Annotated in this window: 9 protein-coding genes; 3 read left to right on the top strand and 6 right to left on the bottom strand. The window is 62.3% G+C overall.

The features are described from left to right. Positions 1-367: 367 nt before the first annotated feature. Positions 368-3,895 (top strand): PAS domain S-box protein, encoded by a 3,528-nt coding sequence (locus tag ACV4UY_RS06855; RefSeq protein ID WP_491606872.1) that lies wholly within the window; start codon positions 368-370, stop codon positions 3,893-3,895. Between the two features lie 45 nt (positions 3,896-3,940). On the opposite strand, the gene ACV4UY_RS06850 is transcribed toward ACV4UY_RS06855, so the two are convergent. From ACV4UY_RS06850 to ACV4UY_RS06840, 3 genes are all read right to left on the bottom strand, one after another. After that, positions 3,941-5,011 carry a glycosyltransferase gene (locus ACV4UY_RS06850; RefSeq protein WP_491606911.1) on the bottom strand — a complete coding sequence of 357 codons (1,071 nt, stop codon included), beginning with the start codon at positions 5,009-5,011 and terminating at the stop codon, positions 3,941-3,943. Between the two features lie 1,145 nt (positions 5,012-6,156). Further along, a complete protein-coding gene (locus ACV4UY_RS06845) occupies positions 6,157-6,489 on the bottom strand; it encodes a heavy-metal-associated domain-containing protein (protein WP_491606871.1) in 333 nt (110 codons plus the stop codon). A 137-nt stretch (positions 6,490-6,626) separates the two neighbouring features. After that, a complete protein-coding gene (locus ACV4UY_RS06840) occupies positions 6,627-7,217 on the bottom strand; it encodes a Spy/CpxP family protein refolding chaperone (protein ID WP_491606870.1) in 591 nt (196 codons plus the stop codon). A 312-nt stretch (positions 7,218-7,529) separates the two neighbouring features. Between ACV4UY_RS06840 and ACV4UY_RS06835 the strand changes: the two genes are divergently transcribed. Together ACV4UY_RS06835 and ACV4UY_RS06830 are read left to right on the top strand one after the other, a co-directional pair. Further along, positions 7,530-8,258, top strand: coding sequence for a response regulator (locus ACV4UY_RS06835; protein WP_491606869.1), 729 nt, complete (start codon positions 7,530-7,532; stop codon positions 8,256-8,258). After that, a complete protein-coding gene (locus ACV4UY_RS06830; RefSeq protein ID WP_491606868.1) occupies positions 8,255-9,838 on the top strand; it encodes an ATP-binding protein in 1,584 nt (527 codons plus the stop codon). The genes ACV4UY_RS06835 and ACV4UY_RS06830 overlap by 4 nt, the downstream gene beginning before the upstream one ends. Positions 9,839-9,913: 75 nt before the next feature. Here the strand turns inward: ACV4UY_RS06830 and ACV4UY_RS06825 are convergent, their stop codons facing one another. From ACV4UY_RS06825 to ACV4UY_RS06815, 3 genes are read right to left on the bottom strand one after another with little or no spacing between them, the layout of a single operon-like run. Continuing rightward, complete coding sequence (locus tag ACV4UY_RS06825; RefSeq protein ID WP_491606867.1) at positions 9,914-14,353, bottom strand: PAS domain S-box protein; 4,440 nt, start codon at positions 14,351-14,353, stop codon at positions 9,914-9,916. Further along, positions 14,350-16,455: a PAS domain-containing protein gene (locus ACV4UY_RS06820; RefSeq protein WP_491606866.1), complete on the bottom strand. Its 2,106-nt coding sequence runs from the start codon at positions 16,453-16,455 to the stop codon at positions 14,350-14,352. Before ACV4UY_RS06820 ends, ACV4UY_RS06825 begins: the two co-directional genes overlap by 4 nt. Next, positions 16,452-18,134, bottom strand: a complete 1,683-nt coding sequence (locus ACV4UY_RS06815) for a GAF domain-containing protein (RefSeq protein ID WP_491606865.1) — start codon at positions 18,132-18,134, stop codon at positions 16,452-16,454. Before ACV4UY_RS06815 ends, ACV4UY_RS06820 begins: the two co-directional genes overlap by 4 nt. Positions 18,135-18,220: the final 86 nt, after the last annotated feature.

Below are 18,220 nucleotides of genomic sequence, written 5' to 3'. Positions count from 1 at the left end.
ACCGTTTCGCGGAATTCTATCGCTTCTTGGAAGTGTGCGCGAATCAATTCAGACGTATCGCACCGCATTCCCACGAGCCTCGGCGGTATCAAGGCCCAGATTCGCACGGAAGCAGGACTTCCCCAGAAGAAGAAGGTGGCGTAAGATGAATGGGGGGGATTGACCGAATGGCCACGCGGAACCGGACCGCCCCCATGCCGAATCCGGGGCATGGACGGCAATCGTTGCGCCTGAACGCATACCGCGACCCCTATCGGCCCTCTCGCTCTTGCAAAAGAGAAACAAAAACGACTTGGGACTTGCAGGAGTTCCACGACAAACAGAACGCGTCATTCGCGTGCATCATCGTTAACCAAAGGTAGAAACGATGCCCCCTTTCCCTGGCATGAGCAAGCGCCTTTTGCTGTTTTCCACGCTTGCAATCACCCTGCTCGGCCTGACAGTCCTCATCGGTTGGCATCTGCGCCTGTTGCCCCTCATCAGCATGGGCCCGGAGTTCGTGGCCGTGCAATACAACTCCGGCCTGGCCTTCCTGGCAAGCGGCATCGCGCTCCTGGCCCTCTTTCGCGATCGCCACGCCTTCGCCGCGATCGCCACCCTGCCCGTACTGCTCCTCGGCGGTCTCTCCCTGATCCAATACCTCCTGCACCTTGACCTCGGCATCGACCGACTTTTCCTGGATCCCTCCTTCCACACCCTGCACACCTCCCATCCTGGCCGCATGGCGCCCAACAGCGCCCTCGCGTTCACCCTCGCGGGCCTGGCCATGCTCCTGCAAGCCCTGCGGAATCCATTCCGGGGCGTGCTGGTGTGGATCCTCGGTCTGCTGGTCCTGATCATGGGCGTGGCCGCATTCGTCGGCTATCCCCTGGATCTGGACAGCGTTTACGGCTGGTTCCAACTCACCCGCATGGCCCCGCAAACCGCCCTTGCCCTTTCGTTGCTGGGGGCCATCCTCCTGGCCATCTCCAGGCATGATTTCATCCAACAACTGCGCAATCCCCACCTCGCCCATTGGGTGGCCCTGCTGCAACCCCTGCTCGGATTGGGCTGTCTGCTCGCCTTCATGCTCCTGCATCAGCACGATCGGGTGGTCAAACAAGAGCAGGACCGTCTCCTCACCCAGGTTCGCGTCATCGACAGCAATCTGCTGCGTCAACTGGAAGCGGCCTACCAGGTCATGCGCACGGTCCGCGACTCGCTGACCACCCTGCGCGCGCAACCCCAATGGACCGAAGAGCTGTCTCGTCAGTTCGGCGTGTTGTGCGATGCCATGCCCGGCGTGCGCACCCTTTTCCTGCAGGATGTGCATGGGGTGATCCGTGCCACCAACCGCGCCGAACTCATCGGTGGCGATTACAGCCGACGCGCCTATTTCCACACCGCCCGCCAAAGCAACGATCCCACCATACTCCACCTCTCCCAACCCTTCATCACCCGCATGAATGACTGGGCCATGGTGCTCTCCCTGCCGGTGACGGAACCGGATGGCCGTTTCTCCGGCGTGATGAACGCGGCCCTGGATCCGGACTATTTCCGCACGATGCTCAGTTCGGTGATCTATGCGCCGGACATGTTGAGCAGCGTTGTGCATGGGGACGGCATTCATTATCTCACCGAGCCGTCGCGTCCTGAACTGGTCGGCAAGGATCTGCGTCTGCCTGGCACCTTTTTCAGCCGCCATGTCGAGAGCGGTCAGATCGAAACCCTCCAAAGCGGTTACTCCCCCTCCGTGAACGAGGAGCGCATGGTGGCTTTCCGCACCGTGCAGTCGGCCAGCCTGCCCCTGGACAAACCGCCGGTGGTGATCACCAGTCGCCTCCTGTCCGATATCCTGACCATCTGGCGCGAGGACGCCATCTTCCAGGTCAGCCTGTTCGGTGTGATCGTCACACTCTCCGTTCTTGGACTGCTCCTGCATCAACGCCGTCAGAACATCCACGAACGGCTCATCGAAGAACGCAACCTGGCGCTGCGGGAGAGCGAGGTGCGTTACCGCCTGATCTCCGAAAACCTGGTGGACATCATCAGCGTGCATGCTCCGGATTCGACATGGACCTATGTTTCCCCCTCCGTCACCAGCATGCTGGGTTTCCGTCCGGAAGATCTGCTGGGGCGCAAACCACCCGAGTTCATCCATCCCGAGGATATCACCCGCCTGTTCGACCCCTCCTACCGCAAGGTGGCCGAGGATCGAAAGGAAGATGAACTGATCTACCGCGTCCGCACCCGGGAGGGGGGATACGTCTGGCTGGAAACCCTGGTCAAGCCACTTCTGAACGAACAGGGCGCGGTGCAATGCATTCACAGCGTCTCCCGCAACGTGACCATGCGCGTGGAGGCCGAACAGGCGCTGCGGGTGGAGCGGGATTTCATTTTGCGCCTCGTCAACGCCTTGCCCGGCGTCTTCTATCTGATCACCCCCCAGGGACGCTTCCGCATGTGGAACAAGGTGTTCGAAGAGGTGGTCGGATTGAATGACGTGGAGATGGGCGCGGCGTTGGCGCTGGATTTTTTCCAGGGAACGGACCGGGAGTTGATCGCCGAGCGCATGGCGATGGTCTTTTCGAACGGCTCGGCCAATGCCGAGGCGGCCATCCTGCACAAAAACGGCAGCAGCCGACCCTTTTATTTCGTGGGGCATCGGGTGGAGTTCGAAGGTGAGCCTCTGCTGCTGGGGATGGGATTGGACATCTCGGAACGCAAGAGGCTGGAGATCGATCTGGTGTTGGCCAAGGATCAGGCGGAGATGGCCGCACGGGCCAAAAGCGATTTCCTGGCCAACATGAGCCATGAAATCCGCACCCCCATGAATGTGGTGCTGGGCCTGGCCGAAACGCTGCTCGAAACCGATCTGACCCCCAATCAGCGCCACTTCGCCAAAACCATGCATCAATCCGGCAAGGCGCTGTTGAACGTCATCAACGACGTACTCGACTTTTCGCGCATCGAGGCGGGTCGGCTGTCGCTGGCCGAAGAGCCCTTCGACCCCGCATCGGTGGTGATCGAAACCGTACGACTGATGCAGATCGTCGCCGAGGAGAAAGGGCTCGAACTGCACGCGGAGTTGAACGCGGATCTGCCGGCGGCCATCCTGGGCGACGATGGTCGGGTGCGACAGATTCTGCTCAATCTGTTGGGCAATGCCATCAAGTTCACCCACAAGGGAGGGATCTCCCTCCGGCTTGGCTGGGATGACCCGGCGCGGAGCCGGTTGCGTTTCGAGGTGCGCGATACCGGCATCGGCATCGCCAGCGAGCAGGCCGGGATCATCTTCGATCAGTTCACCCAGGCGGACGCCGGGATCAGTCGCCGTTACGGCGGCACGGGTCTGGGTCTGGCGATCTGCAAACGTCTGGTGGAACTGATGGGAGGGCGGATCTGGGTCGAAAGCCGTCTGGACGAAGGGAGCCTGTTCGCCTTCTCCCTGCCGGCGCGCTTCGCGACGATCGCGCCGATCGAAACATCGATTCAGACGGTCATGCCGCATGCCACCGGGCGGGGATTGCGGATTCTGCTGGCCGAGGATGTGGAGGAGAACCGAATCTTGATCGCCACCTACCTCATGAAGACCCCCCATGAACTGGAGATGGTCTACGACGGGGTGGAGGCGGTGCGGCGCATCAAGGAGCAGAGTTTCGATCTCGTTCTGATGGACATCCAGATGCCCAACCTGGATGGCTATTCGGCCACGCGGCAGATTCGCGCCTGGGAACAGGAGACGGGGTTGCGCCCGGTGATCATCGTGGCCTTGTCGGCACATGCCATGGAAGAGAACATTCAACGCAGCAAGGATGCGGGTTTGAATCTCTATCTGACCAAGCCGATCGCCAAGAAGCGACTTCTGGAGGTGCTCAACCAGATTGCCAGCGATCTGCCCATGGAACTTGAATGAGGCGTGGGTTCCACCATCCGCATCCGATCTTCACAGGCCATCCCATCACCCGCGACGACCGGATTCGGGATGATGCGCAAGAAAATACGCTTCATACCTCCGGACGACATCGCCAATCTCGAAATGGTCACGAACCCGGATGCGGGCTTGTCTGCCAAGGGCGAGCCTGTCGGAAGTTGACAGACTCAGCAGATCACCCATGGCGGCGGCCAATCCAGCCATATCCCCCGCGGGCACCACACGACCCGTCTGGCCGACAATGAACGCCGAATCGCCGACATCCGTGACCACGCACGGTACGCCGCAAGCCATGGCCTCCCCCAGGACGTTCGGAAACCCTTCCCGATAGGACGATGAAGCCAACAGATCCAGCGACGCCATCAAGCGTGGGATATCCTCACGCTGCCCCAGCCAGTGGATCGCATCGTCAAGACCGGTGGCATGCGTGGCGCCAGCCAACCTCTCCCGAAGAGGCGCGAACCCCCGTCCAACCACCACGAAGCGTACCCGGGGATGCGTACGCCGCAACCGTTCGGCAGCCTCGAAGAAACCGTCATGATTCTTTTCAGGATCATGACGACCCACAATCCCGACCAATGGCGTATCCTCGTCCACACGCAACTCCTGGCGAACGGAGATGCGTGCCGACACGTCCGGAACGAACCGCGCCACATCGAATCCGTTTGGAATCACCGTGATTTTTTTCAAACAATAACCAAGCTTGTCATGAAATTCCCTGGCCGCTTCGGAACAACTGATGATACCAACCGGCACCCCATGCGAAAGCAGTGCATTGACGCGAACGATGAAGCGCGTCGCTCGTTTTTCCTTGCCGAGAACGAAATCGGCGGTCCGAAGTCCCCAGATCACTTGGCGAACTCCGGCGGCACGAGCGGCCAGACCGCCAATCAGATCCGCATGATACATCCAGGTATTGACCAGATCGATCTGGAGCGTTTTCAACCTTCGCGCCAACGTAAAGACCGCGCCCAGATTGAATACGCTTTGGGACAGATCCAGAGATTCGACCGGGATTCCGAGGGCTTGAATGCGCTGCCCGATCTCTTCTGGTTGCGTCAGGGAGAAGACGTGACACTGAAACCGCTGACGATCCATGCGCTCGAGCAACTTGTACAGCATGATCTCGGCACCGCCGACTCCAAGGCCAGTGATGATGATGGCAATTTTCATGAAAAACCCTACCAGTTTGTGGGACTGATCCCCGTCAGGCAGACAATCAGAGGATTTTTCCAAGGCGTGGTGACCGTTGTGACAGGCAACACGCGCCGGATCGGAGGTCGTGATTGGCGTTCATGGCTGAATCATACACGACCGATCACCTTGTGTCCCGTACATTTTTTTGTCGAAGGCTGTTGAAGGGCAAAATTTTACCCAGCAATTCTATTTATTTGCAACATACCGGTCGCTGAATGAAAATCCTTTCGCCCCCGCATCGGTGGGGATCGGAACCGTACGGACGATGCCGATCAAAAAGATTGGTCGCAATTCGCGACAAAATCCCCTTTATTTGACTTGGCACAGACAATAAGACCATGCCCCCATTGTTTCGGTGTTCCGGAGGTTACCACGACGATTCAACTCATTGCAAGATCATTATATGATTTTTTTTTGAAGCCGCTGCGCGACAGATGTAATTGCACGCTCCTGCCCCATCCGTTCGGCTGCCAGGGAAACCCCTTGATCGACGGCGCCGTATCCGCCACCGCCACCCGCACGAGCACGGACGCAATCCGTCAAGACATCGAAACGCTCATCGATCCGTGACAGCCGGTCAGGCCACCATTCAAGCGCACTCGAAAACAGTAGCATCCTGAACGACCTGACAATTTTTTCTTGGCATTCTGTCGTCTATCTGCTAGAGGATTTATGATTTTTGAAATACGCGCACAATGCGTTCCGACGCGCGCATGGGGCGGAAGTCACCTGGAATCGGTAGTGGAGCAGGCCAGAAAGGTCACCCTCTCACAACCCCCTGGAGAATCTCCACGGCGTGCCCGTTCTGGATCGTGGGAGTAGCCTTCATAGTTTCCAATACGTTCGAAATGGACTACACGAACAAAAGGAGGCTTGACTTGATACAGCCCCCTTTTTTTTACTATTGTATATGATTTATGTTTATTATGAACATTGGCTCACGAAGAGCTTTTTTTGGGGGGAATAGTCCGTGAATCCACGGAACAAGCTGTAGAAAAAACTGGTGAAGCCGTCCCTGGCGCCCGCCGGGTCCCTGTTTGTCATGGTCATCGGGGGGGCTTGCCGCAACAGGCGCTCCGGTGGGTGCAATGGTCCAGGGTGTTCTGATCGGCAAAGCGCCACCAGTCGCGCCGCAAACGGTGCGGCAAACCGGGATCGGGCGGGAACCCGATCTCGGTCAACACCTTCTCGAGGGCTTCGAGCCGCACCTGCGTTAAATCATAGGTCACGCTGACCCGACTGCGACGCCAGTCGGCATCCACCCGCCGCACCCCTTGCAGGGCGGTCAGACCCTCGGTGATGATCTCGGCGCAGGCCGCGCAGACCATCCCCGCGATCTTGAGCGCATGGGTCACCTCGCATGTTCCGAATGGTGCCATGACCACCCCCAACCGTTCCAATCCGCCTGACGTGGGGACCAATCCACCCGTCTCCGATCCGGGGAGCCCCGTCATGGAGCGCCCCGGATCTCACCTTTCAAATCTGGAGCCGAAGCCTGCTCCAGCCTGAACGCGGCTCACTGCGCGCAGGGCGGAACCTGGGCCGGGCCGATCAACGCCTTCTGGCGATCGTCGAGCTTGGCGATCAGATCCTTGTAGCCCTGCAACACCGCCTTCTTGTGCGTGAGCATGCTCTCCATGCCGGCGATGCGGCGCGATTCCATCTCCATGGGATCACGCGGCGGATTGGTGGCCATCTGCTTGCGCATGCTGCTCCGCGCTTCGTTCTGCTCGGTCAGGGCCTTGGTGTAGGCGTTCCAGTTCCCCTCCTGGGCGGCGGTGATCCCCAACTGCTGCTTGAGGGAGGCCAGACGAGCGGTCAGCGACTCCACCGGCTCGCCCCACGGACCGTTCATCTCCATCCCCGGACCGCCACCACCCCAACCCGGTCCACCCCGATGAGGACCACCCCACGGTCCACCGCGCATGCCCGGTCCACCCCACGGTCCACCCATGCCACCCGGCCACATGCCTGGTTGCATCGCCTGCTCGGTCGCGGCGGCAGGCGCAACGGGGGTATTGGCCTTCTCCTCGGCCAGGGCGCTACCGGCATACAACGCCACGGTCACGGCCAACGGCAGAATCTTTTTGATCAATCGCGTGTTCATGGTGGGATTCTCCTTTTATCTGATGAGTACGAAACCTGTCCAACGAATCGGTTCAAACCTTGACGATGATGGCAAGATAGTGCAAAAAACGTTGAAAATAAACTGCTTTATTGTAAATTTTCCGTAAGCCTCGCCCACGCTTCGTCACCCTTTTTCCACAATCTTGGCATTTATCGACAATTCCTGTCACACTTGATTCAAGGTGTCATACTTTTGTTACAGATTGGCACGATGGGGGGAGAACCCCCTCACCCCCCGACCTTGCACCGCCCTTCCGGCGTTCCAAGGTCAACAACACCGGAAGCCAAGGCCATGCCCCAATCCGACCGCATTTTGATCGTCGAGGATGACCGCGAAACCCGCACCCTGACCCGTGAATACCTGGAAGAGAACGGTCTGGAGACGCGCGAGGCGGAAAACGGCCTCGTGATGTGGGAGATCCTCAAAACCTGGACCCCGGATCTCATCCTCATGGACCTGATGCTCCCCGGCGAGGACGGACTGATGCTCTGCAAGCGGTTGAGCGTCGAAGAACCGACCCGCGACATCGCCATCATCATGCTCACCGCGCGCGGCGACGAAATGGATCGCATCCTGGGGCTGGAGATGGGCGCGGATGACTATCTCTCCAAGCCGTTCAGCTCCCGCGAACTGTTGGCGCGCATCCGCAGCGTGCTGCGTCGTTCCCGCGCCACCGGTCGCATCCCGCCACCCCCCGCCGATCGCGACGAAATCCGCTTCGGGGGCTGGACCCTCAAGGTCAAGGCTCGCCATCTGCTCTCTCCGGATGGGGTGATCGTCGATCTGACCAAGGGGGAGATGATCCTGTTGCAGGTCTTTCTCCAGCATCCCAACGAATCCCTGGACCGGGACCGGTTGACCGAACTCTGTCACGCCCGCGAGGCCACGGTGTTCGACCGCGGCATGGACGTTCAGGTGAGCCGGCTGCGCAAACGACTCCGGGATGATCCCAAAAACCCCACCCTCATCAAGACCGTCTGGGGCAAAGGGTACATGCTGACCGCCGAGATCACGCCATGAGACTCAATCCGTTTCCCAACTCCCTCTCCGGACGGATCGTGGCTATTCTGCTGACCGGCGTGTTTCTCGCCCTGGCCTCGGGCGCGGTGCTCCATCTGCACGACCGCAGCCGGGCTCTCTCCTCCTTCGGCGGCATGCGCACCGCCCAGGAGTTCGTGGCCATCGTCCATCTGCTCGACACCCTCCCACCCAGCGAACGCCGCCGCGTGGCCGCCCTCTGGGAAAGCCCTTTGCACTCGGTGCGCTTTCTGCCGCCCCGCCCCCCATCCCAGGAGCTGGAAGAGGGGTCCAACGACCCGCGCGCCGAACATCTGGTCGAACTGTTGCGCCGCTATCTCGGTCCCAAGCGCCCGTTGCGCATCGTGGTGCTCAACCGCTCCGAGGAGGGACAGGCCCGCATCTCCCCCGGCCCCTCCACCTCCGGAAACCCGACCAGCTCCCCACCCGGCATGCCCGCCGGCTCCCAGGCCATCCCGCCGCCCGGCGCCCCCTCCCAGGTTCCTCCCCAGGCCATCCCGCCGCCCGGCGCCCCCTCCCAGGTTCCTCCCCAGGCCATCCCGCCGACCGGCATGCGCCATCCACCCCATTACTGGCGACACATGCGCATGATGCAACCCCTGATGCCGCTTGGGGTCTCGTTCCTGGTGCGCACGCAACTGGTCGGAGGGGATTGGGTGGAGTTCCACAGCCACCTCCCCGGCGAAGTGTTCGAATGGCCGGAGTGGATGGGATGGTCGTTGCTGCTGCTGTTCGTATTGGTGGGGATGTTGTCATTGGCCGCGATGCGACTGGCAACCCGTCCCTTGCTGCTGATGGCCGATGCCGCCCGCGCGCTGGGTCAGGACCTCAACCACGCGCCGCTTCCCCTCACCGGTCCGCGTGAGGTCAGGCATGCCGCTTCGGCCTTCAACGCCATGCAGGAGCGGTTGAAGCGCTATGTCAACGAGCGCACCCATCTGCTGGCCGCGGTCTCCCACGATCTCAAGACCCCGCTCACCCGCATGCGGTTGCGGGTCGAGCGGCTCGAGGAGTCGCCGTTGCGGGAAGATTTATTGCGCAACCTCACCGACATGGAGCGGATGACCAGCTCGGCCTTGGAGTATGCACGCGGCATGGAGGGCATGGAGCCGGTGGCGCGGGTGGACATCACCGCGCTTCTGGAAGGGATAGGCGAGACCTTCGCGGAGCTTGGGCACACGGTGGAGATCCACGCGGAGAATCTTCCGCCGTTTCCGGTCATGCCCAAGAGTTTGAAGCGGTGTCTGGTGAATCTGGTGGACAATGCGGTCCACTATGGTCAAAAGGCGCGCATGCGTGCCGACCTGTTGGGGGATCGGTTGCGCATCTCGATCGCGGACTCCGGACCCGGCATTCCGGAGGCGGATTGGGAACGGGTGTTCGAGCCCTTCACCCGTTTGGAGAACTCCCGCAACCGCGATACCGGGGGCACGGGACTGGGACTGCCGATCGCCCGCAACATCGTGCGCGCGCATGGCGGAAAGCTTACCCTGCGCAACCGTCCGGACGGGGGGTTGGAGGTGATTGTCACCATCCCCAGGGGAGACGCGGCCAAGGGATAGCCAGGAACCGACTGTCGCGGACACCGGGGTCCGGGGTCCGGGCCGGACCCCGGCGATCCCCCCTTGGGCGTCAACTCACACCGCCACCCCATGAGGCCGCAACGCCGCACGCAGAATCTCCAACGCCCCCTCGAAATCAAACCCCTCGATCGCCTCACCGACCTGTCGCCACTGCTCCGGCATGGCCTGCTTGAAAAGCTCCAACCGATCATGCCAGACATCCGAGGCCTCGGAGTTGTCATCCGCCAGGAAACCGGCCAACGCGCCAGCCGCGACCCGCAACGCCTCCAGATCCAAGGCCGGCCTCTCGACCGGGACAACCACCACCGCCTCCACATCCGCCGGCAAGGCCGCCTCCAAAGCCTGAATCAACACCCCCAGATGCGCCTCGACCGAAACCAGCAACTCCAGGATCTCCGCCTCCTTCCCCCCCTCCTTGATGGCCGCCTCCACCCGCGCGGCTCCGGCCTGCACCGGGTCGGCGCCGATGTTCCCGGAGGTGCCCTTCAGGGTATGCGCCTCGCGCTCGGCGGTGGCATGATCCCCGGCGGCGAGCGCGGCGCGAATCCGTGCCGGGGCATCCCTCTGACCGACGAGATACTTGCGCAACATCGACAGGTACAACCCCTTCTTGCCCAACATCCGCTTCAAACCGGTCTCCACATCCAGATCCGGAATCCCGCGCGGGATCCCATCCCCGACATCGAACACCCGCGCGCCCGTTCCCGACGGCGCGCCCCCGGAAATGACGCCAGACGGTTCCGCCACGCCATCCCCGGCTTCCACCACCGCCCCGCCACCCCTCACCGCCGGCACGATCCACCTGGCCAGGGTGACGAACATATCCACCACATCCAGCGGCTTGGCGATGTGATCGTTCATCCCCGCCGCGATCACCTTCTCCCGATCCCCGGCCATGGCGTTGGCGGTCATGGCGATCACCGGCAGCCTGGCCCAGGCCGGATTCTCGCGAATCGCCCGCGTCGCCGTGTAGCCGTCCATCACCGGCATCTGACAATCCATCAACACCCCGTCGAAACGGTCACCCGCCTCCAGACGATCCAAGGCCTCGCGACCATTGTTGGCCACCACCACCTCAAAACCGGCCTCGCCCAAAAGCTCCGTGGCCAGTTCCTGATTCATGTCGTTGTCCTCGACCAGCAACACCCGCGCGCCCCGCAACTTCGCCTTGGCCTCGCCCGCCGGATCCGGTCGTTCGTGACGCCCGTCGCCCTCCCGCGCCACACCACGTCCAAGGGCCTCGCCGATGCTCTCCAACAACACCGAAGGAGTCACCGGCTTGGTGACCACATGACGCAACCCTACCCCCTGACGCTGCGCCTCGTTGAGCGCCTCCTCGCGGCCAAAGGCGGTCACCATGATCATGGCCGGGGTGTGCACGAACGCCTCGTCGCGGATGCGCCGCATACACTCCACCCCATCCATGACCGGCATCTTCCAGTCCATCAGCACCAGATCATACGAAGAACCCGCCCGATCCTTCTCCGAGATGCACGCCAAGGCGTTCTGACCATCGGGCACCACATCGACGTGGAATCCGAGGTGACTGGCCATGTCGGCAAAGATCTCGCGGGCCGCCGCGTTGTCGTCCACCACCAACAGCCGCAGACCGGCCAACTCGTCGGCCCGGAACATGCGTCGCGGCATCGCCTCGCTCTGCAAGCCGAACCGGGCATGGAAATGGAACACCGATCCCTTGCCAAGCTCGCTCTCCACCCAGATGCGGCCATCCATCAGCTCGACCAGGTTCTTGGAGATCGCCAGACCCAGACCGGTGCCACCATACTTGCGGGTGGTCGAGGAGTCGGCCTGACTGAACGACCGGAACATCTTGCCCAACTGCTCCGGGGTCATGCCGATGCCGGAGTCCTTGACCCAGAAATGCAACTCGACACTCTGCCCGATCTCGGCGACCCGCTCCACGCCGATGACGATCTCGCCGCGATCGGTGAACTTGACCGCGTTGTTGCCCAGATTGACCAGAACTTGTCCCAACCGCAACGGATCGCCGATCAGCCCCATCGGCACGTCCGGCCTGGTGTCGAACAGCAGCTCCAATCCCTTGTGCTCGGCCTTGATCCCCACCAGATTGGCCAGGTGGTCCATCACATCCTCGAAGCGGAAGTCGATCCGCTCCATGGTCATCTTGCCGGCCTCGATCTTCGAGAAGTCGAGAATGTCGTTGATGATCCCGAGCAGGTTTTCCGCCGAACGGTGGACCTTTTCGATGTAGTTGCGCTGTTTCTGGTTGAGTTCGGTCTGGAGCGCCAGATGCGACATGCCGATGATGGCATTCATCGGGGTGCGGATTTCATGGCTCATGTTGGCCAGAAAGTCGCTCTTGGCCTTGGTGGCATCCTCGGCGGCGCGACGCGCCTCGGCCATCGCCTGCTCCACCGCCTTGCGTTCGGTAATGTCCCGCCCGATCCCGAGCAGTCCCAACAGACGCCCCTTGCCGTCGTAGAACGGCGCCCGCACCGTGTCGAGCAGCACCCGACGCCCATCCGGATAGGTGACCCACTCCTCCTCGGCATGACGTTTCAGGGACTCCATCATCTCGTGATCGCCCTGGCGGATCTCGTAGGCCTCTTCCGGCGGGAAGATGTCGTAATCGCTGCGCCCGATGATCTCCTCCACCGGCTTGGCGATCCGCTCGGCAAAGGCGAAGTTGCAGCCGAGATAGATCCCTTCCGGATCCTTGTAGGAGATCAGATCCGGAATCGAGTCGATCAGCGCACCCAGAGTGGCCCGTTGCCGCTCGATCTCCTCCCCGGCCCGTTTCTTTTCGGTGATGTCGTCGAGGGTGAACTGCAACAACTCGCGCCCACCGAAATGGAACATCATCAGATGGACCTGGGCATCCCAGATCTCCCCATTCGGACGACGATGGCGCCATTCGAAGGATTGCGGCCCCTGATGCAGGGCCAGCATGTCGATGCGCACCATGGCGGCACGGCTGTCGGAGCCGTCGTACTGGGTCGGCGCGGAGACATCCAGGGGGGTCTTGCCCAACAACTCCTCGCGGCTGGCATACCCGTACATCCGCACCGCCGCCGGGTTGCAGTCGATAAATCCGGCGCCCGCCGGATCGTGGATCACGATCGGGCGCGCCGACTCCTGAAACAGCATCTTGTTGTAGGCTTCGCTGTCGCGCAGCGCCGCCTCGGCGACCTTGCGCTGGGTGATGTCGCGCATCGACGCGCAGACGCAGATCCCGCGTCCGCCCAGGGCCGGCAGCCGGGACAGGGAGATCTCCAGGGGGAAGACCAGGCCATCCTTGCGCAACCCGCGAAGCGCCTCGACCTCCGACTCGCGCGCCCTGGCGTGTCCGGAGGTGATGAAAACCTCCCATTGGGTGATGTTCTCCTCCCGCGACTCCTCGGGAAACAGGGATTCGAAGCGTCTGCCCACCAACTCGCCGTCGGCATGTCCGAACATGGCATGGATGCGTGGATTGGCCAGGATGATCACCCCATCCCGATCCGCCACCAGCATGCCGTCCGGAGCCGATTCGATGATGCCCCGATACCACTCCTCGGTGGCCTGGAGCGCGTTGCGCCGCTCCTCCAGCTCGACCGTTTGCGCGGAGAGTTGGGCCGCCTGAACCTCCATGGTGCTCGCCTGCTGGCGCGTCTCCTCGAGCAACTGACGGGTACGCAGGTTGCGGTCCAGGATCTCGATGCTCATGGCCAGCATCGGCATCAGACCATCGAGCAGCGTCTGTTCCCGGGCGTCGAACATCTTGAAGGATGCCAGCTCCACCACGGCCAGCAACTGATCGTTGCGGATCACCGGCAGCACGATGATCGCCCGGGGTATCGCCTCGCCGACCGAAGAGCCGATGCGCAGGTAGTCGGGGTGGGGACGGGTGATGACGATCGGGGTTTTCTCCAGGGCGCACTGACCGACCAGCCCCTCGCCCAACTCGAAAACGGCATGGAACCCCTTGCGTTCCCGGAAGGCGTAACCGCCGAACAGGCGCAGCCGCTCCCCCTCCAGCAGGTACATCGCCCCTTGCCCCACCTGGAGCAAGGGGGCTACGCCGGCCAGGAAGCGTCGCGCCAGATCGGCGAAGTCCACCGCCTCTTGCAACGCCGTGGAGATGGTGGCCTGATGGACCTTGATCCAGCGTTGCGCCTCCATTTCGATGGCGCCGGACTGCAACACGGCGATGGAGCGGGCCAGATCACCGATCTCGTTGGGGAAATCGGTACTGGGCACCACGATGTCGAGCTGGCCCGCGGCCAACTCCTCCACGCTGTCGCGCAGTTGTTCGATGGGGCGTCGCACCGAACCGCCCATCACGAGGGCCATCAGCACGCCGACGCCGATGCCACCCGCCAGCAGCAAAAACGGCAACTCCCCGCGCAATTGACCCAAATGCCACAGGTAGAACAGAATCGGTCCCACGGTGACGCCCAGAAAGCCCGCAAAACCGATCAACAGCTTCACGCGGAGCTGACGCCTCTCCAGAAACGTGAGGAGCGACTTCATGGGGCGATCTCCGCGTCATCGGGACCATACGGGGGAGGGCGCCCCAGCGCCAGCGCCAGTTCGTTCACCTCGTCGCGCAGGGCGCGCGTCTGCTCCTCGTATCTTTTGGCCAACAGGTTGAATCCGCGATCCGACATGTGCATCAGTTTGCGCTCTGCGTTCCGCAGCTCGCTGATGTCGATGAAGGTGCCGACCATGCCGCCCGACGAACCATCCGGAAGACGGAATCCCGAGGCATAATAGAGGGTGTCGTGGATTTGGCCATCGGCATACGGCATGGCCACCTCGCGCCGCACCGTCGTGCCCGTGGCGATCACCGATTCATCCTCGGCCTGATAGGCGTTGCGATCCGCCTCGGGAAGGTACTCCAGATCCCCCACCCGCTTGCCGATCAGTTGCGCGCGCTTCACCCCGAAGGCATCCTCGTAAGCGCGGTTGAAGCCCATGAAGCGGGTATCCACCCCCTTGTAGAAGAGCGGATAGGGAATGGTGTCGAGGAGTGCCTGCTGAAACACCAGCTGACCGGCCTTGGTGCGTTCGGCCTCGGCGGTGGCGGCCAGAATCTCCTCGGCATCGCGGTTGCGACGCTGGATCTCCAGGTTCAGGGCGAGCATGGCCACCATTTCGTCGCGCATGGCGGCGGACTGCTCCTCGTCCACTCCGAGGGTGGCCAGCTCCACCACGCCCAGCACCACATCCCCCAGACGGATCGGCAGGATGGCCAGGGAGTCGGGGGTGGTTTCGCCCAAACCGGAGCGAATCTTGCCCCAATACCCCGCGGGGGGAGTCAGGATCACCGGACGCCCCTCATGCGCGCATTGACCCAGCAGGCCATCCCCCTCCAGAAGCAGACGCGGCACCTCCCGATCCACCCCGAAAGCGCCTTCCAGCCGCAACGTGTCGCTCCCCGGTCGGTTGCGCACGTAGATCACCCCCCGACACACCCCCAGAAGCGCATGCGCCTCGGACAAAAAGATCCGTGTCAGCTCCTGGATCCCCTTGGCCTGCTGCATGCGCACCGACATCTCGGCCAGACGGGACTTATGCCGCGCGCTGTGCTCCTGGCGGGCCGCATAGATCTGCAGTTTCGACCCGGCCACCCCCTGGGCGTGATGACCGCGCAACACCTTGAAAATCATCCAGAGCATCACCAACGCGCCCAGACCACTGGCGATCATTCTCCCCAGACGCCCCTCGAGGGGCGCGCTGCGTTCCAGGTTCTCCACCAGCACCAGACGCCAATCCCCGGACGGATCGTTCCAGGGTACCTTGGCGCTGGCCACCGCATGCCGGTTCCCCTCGTACTCGATGAAGCCCGGTTCGGGCCGCAGGGGCAACACATCCGGCTGGCGATTCTCGAACAGTGCCCCGAACTGCTTCAAGTCGCGGATCGCCTTGAGACGCTCCGGGGTGGGAGGATGATCCAGCCAGGAGATCCACTCCGGATGGTTGCTGGAAAACACCACCCCCTGCGGCGACAGCAACAGCGTGACATCCGACTGGTTGGACAACAGCTTGTCGATCGACTTGGGATCGGAGCGGGCCACCATGGCGCCGATCTTCTCGGCGGTGACGTTCTGCGTGCCGAAGACCGGCGAAGCGAAATAGATCGCACGCCGTCCGGTGGCCAGGCTGATGGCCGCGTAGACCGACTGCTTGCCCTGCAACGCCATCTTGAAATAGGGCCGGAAACGGACATCGATGCCGGTGGAGGGCTTGTTGGAGTCATCCCAGCAGCTGCGCACCACGCCGTTGGTGCCTACCACGAACACACCCTCGGCCCCGTGGGAACGACCGACGCTCTCGAGCATGCTGACGAAATCGGGATCGTTGAGCCGGCTCTCCAGACGTGCGTCGCGCTTGACTTCCGGATCGACCAGACCCAACATGGCCACCGAGCCCATCAGATTGCCGTTCATGGTCAGGGCCAGCATCTCCACGGCGGTCCGTTCGGCGTGCAGTTCCAACAGCGCGATTCGCTCCCGCTCCTGCATGGCGCGCAGATGTTCGCCCGAACTCCAGGCGATCCCAAGACTCATCAGCAGAATCCAGGACCAGGACCAGCGCGGATGGGTCGCCACCCAGGCGGTGAAGCGATTCATCGCGTCGCCTCCAGGGCGAGGACTCCCCCCATGCGCTCGTTGCGCTCGATGATCTCCATGCACATCGCCACCACGGTCAGAATCCCCTCGAGCAGGGTGATCTCCTCGTCGCGAAACTCCCGAAACGAGCCGATCTCGATCACCCCGAGCAGGGTTCCGGCGTGCATGATCGGCACCAGCATCAACACCCGCGGCGGCGACGCGCCGAGCACCGAACCGATCTTGAGATACCCTTCCGGCGGATTCTCGATGCGAATCATGCGTTGTTCGCTGGCGCACTGGCCCACCAGGCCGCTCCCGAAGGGGATCTCATCCGGCACGGCATCCGCGCCGGAGCGGGCATGGCCTCCGCAGGCCACCAGCACCCGGCGCAACGGATCCACCCGATAGAACCCTCCCACCCCGACATCCAGGAGGGGCGCCACATGGGTGAAAAAGATCCGGGACAGCTCCCAATAACCGGTCGCGCGCTGCAACGCGGCGGTGATGGTGGCAACGTTGGTCTGCACCAGACGACGGGACTCCGAGATCTGCCTGGCCATGCGACTGAAGGCCACCATCACCTCGCCGATTTCGTCCTTGCGCTCCTCGGGCAGGTGCAGGTCGAACTCCCCTTCCGCGACCCGACGCGTGCCGTCGGCCAACATACGCAACGGCTTGACCACCAAACGGTTGCCGACCACGTAGACCATCAGGCTCGACACCACCATGGCCATCAGCATGACCGCCAGCACGGTGAGAAAATCGCGGCTGCCGACCACGCTGGTACGATCGAAAGCGGCCACCGTGAACCATTTGAGCGGGGGGATGTAGGCCACGGCCACCACGCGCGGCACGCCACTCAGGGTCAACTGCAACAATTCGCCCTGGCCGCCACCCTTGACCCGCGTCATCAACGACTTGAGCCGTTCCGCCTCCTGTTCGTTGGCCAACAGCTTCCAGATGGTCGATGTGGCCTGTCCCGAGTTGATGGGGGCATTCTGGGCGATCAACGACGGATCGGCATGCCCCTGGATGGCGCCAGCCTCATCGACGAACATCCCGGTCACCCCCTCCTCGCGACTCTTGACAAAGGATTCGATGAATTTCGTGATGTCGATGCCGGTTCCCACCACCCCGACCGGCTCTTGCCCCTCTTTCATCACCACGTTGATCCACAGCCTGGTGACGTTGAGTTTGTTGTTGTGATCGACGTTGAAATTATACGGGGCCGTATCCACGAGGGTCTTGAAGAACCAGGCATCGTCCTGGTCATCGACGGTGAGGATCTGGGCCGGCTTGATGGGGGATTGGCGCGCGTCCCGAATGGCTTGGGCATCGACGAAAAAGAACTGTCCGGTCGGCTTGGAGGCCACGAACATCTCGCGACTGGTAAAAAGCGACAGAAAACTGCCCAACTCGCGCATGGCCGGGGCGGTTGCCTCCCTGTTGGCGGGATCGCGCACCCAACGCCGCACCACCTCCGAATCGGCCAGCTTGAGCGCCAGCATCAGATCTCCCTGGATGCCGCCGAGGGCCTTCTCCCGGTGCAACATCACGTAGCGTTCCACCGAATAGCGGGTCAGTTCCAGCTGGATGCGCTCCTGCATGGAGCGCACCATGGTGAGCGTGACGCCACCGATCAGGAGCACCCCCCCGACCAGATAGAGCATCATCTTTTCACGCAGGCCGAAATGCATCCCCCACTCCGCGGGCCATCCAAGGCGTTGACAACAGCTTAATCACAGTAACTTGACGGAAACGCCACCAGCCGCAAGGCATCCGA

This window comes from Candidatus Magnetaquiglobus sp. (assembly GCF_058402785.1).
This window is presented reverse-complemented; position numbering and strand designations above follow the sequence as displayed.

What these genes read in the sequence shown, in the direction of transcription:
- ACV4UY_RS06830 (WP_491606868.1), top strand. Translation starts at nt 8,255, where the DNA reads ATGAGACTCAATCCGTTTCCCAACTCCCTCTCCGGACGGATCGTGGCT.
- ACV4UY_RS06845 (WP_491606871.1), bottom strand. Translation starts at nt 6,489, where the DNA reads ATGGCACCATTCGGAACATGCGAGGTGACCCATGCGCTCAAGATCGCG.
- ACV4UY_RS06825 (WP_491606867.1), bottom strand. Translation starts at nt 14,353, where the DNA reads ATGAAGTCGCTCCTCACGTTTCTGGAGAGGCGTCAGCTCCGCGTGAAG.
- ACV4UY_RS06855 (WP_491606872.1), top strand. Translation starts at nt 368, where the DNA reads ATGCCCCCTTTCCCTGGCATGAGCAAGCGCCTTTTGCTGTTTTCCACG.
- ACV4UY_RS06840 (WP_491606870.1), bottom strand. Translation starts at nt 7,217, where the DNA reads ATGAACACGCGATTGATCAAAAAGATTCTGCCGTTGGCCGTGACCGTG.
- ACV4UY_RS06850 (WP_491606911.1), bottom strand. Translation starts at nt 5,011, where the DNA reads ATGGATCGTCAGCGGTTTCAGTGTCACGTCTTCTCCCTGACGCAACCA.
- ACV4UY_RS06820 (WP_491606866.1), bottom strand. Translation starts at nt 16,455, where the DNA reads ATGAATCGCTTCACCGCCTGGGTGGCGACCCATCCGCGCTGGTCCTGG.
- ACV4UY_RS06835 (WP_491606869.1), top strand. Translation starts at nt 7,530, where the DNA reads ATGCCCCAATCCGACCGCATTTTGATCGTCGAGGATGACCGCGAAACC.
- ACV4UY_RS06815 (WP_491606865.1), bottom strand. Translation starts at nt 18,134, where the DNA reads ATGCATTTCGGCCTGCGTGAAAAGATGATGCTCTATCTGGTCGGGGGG.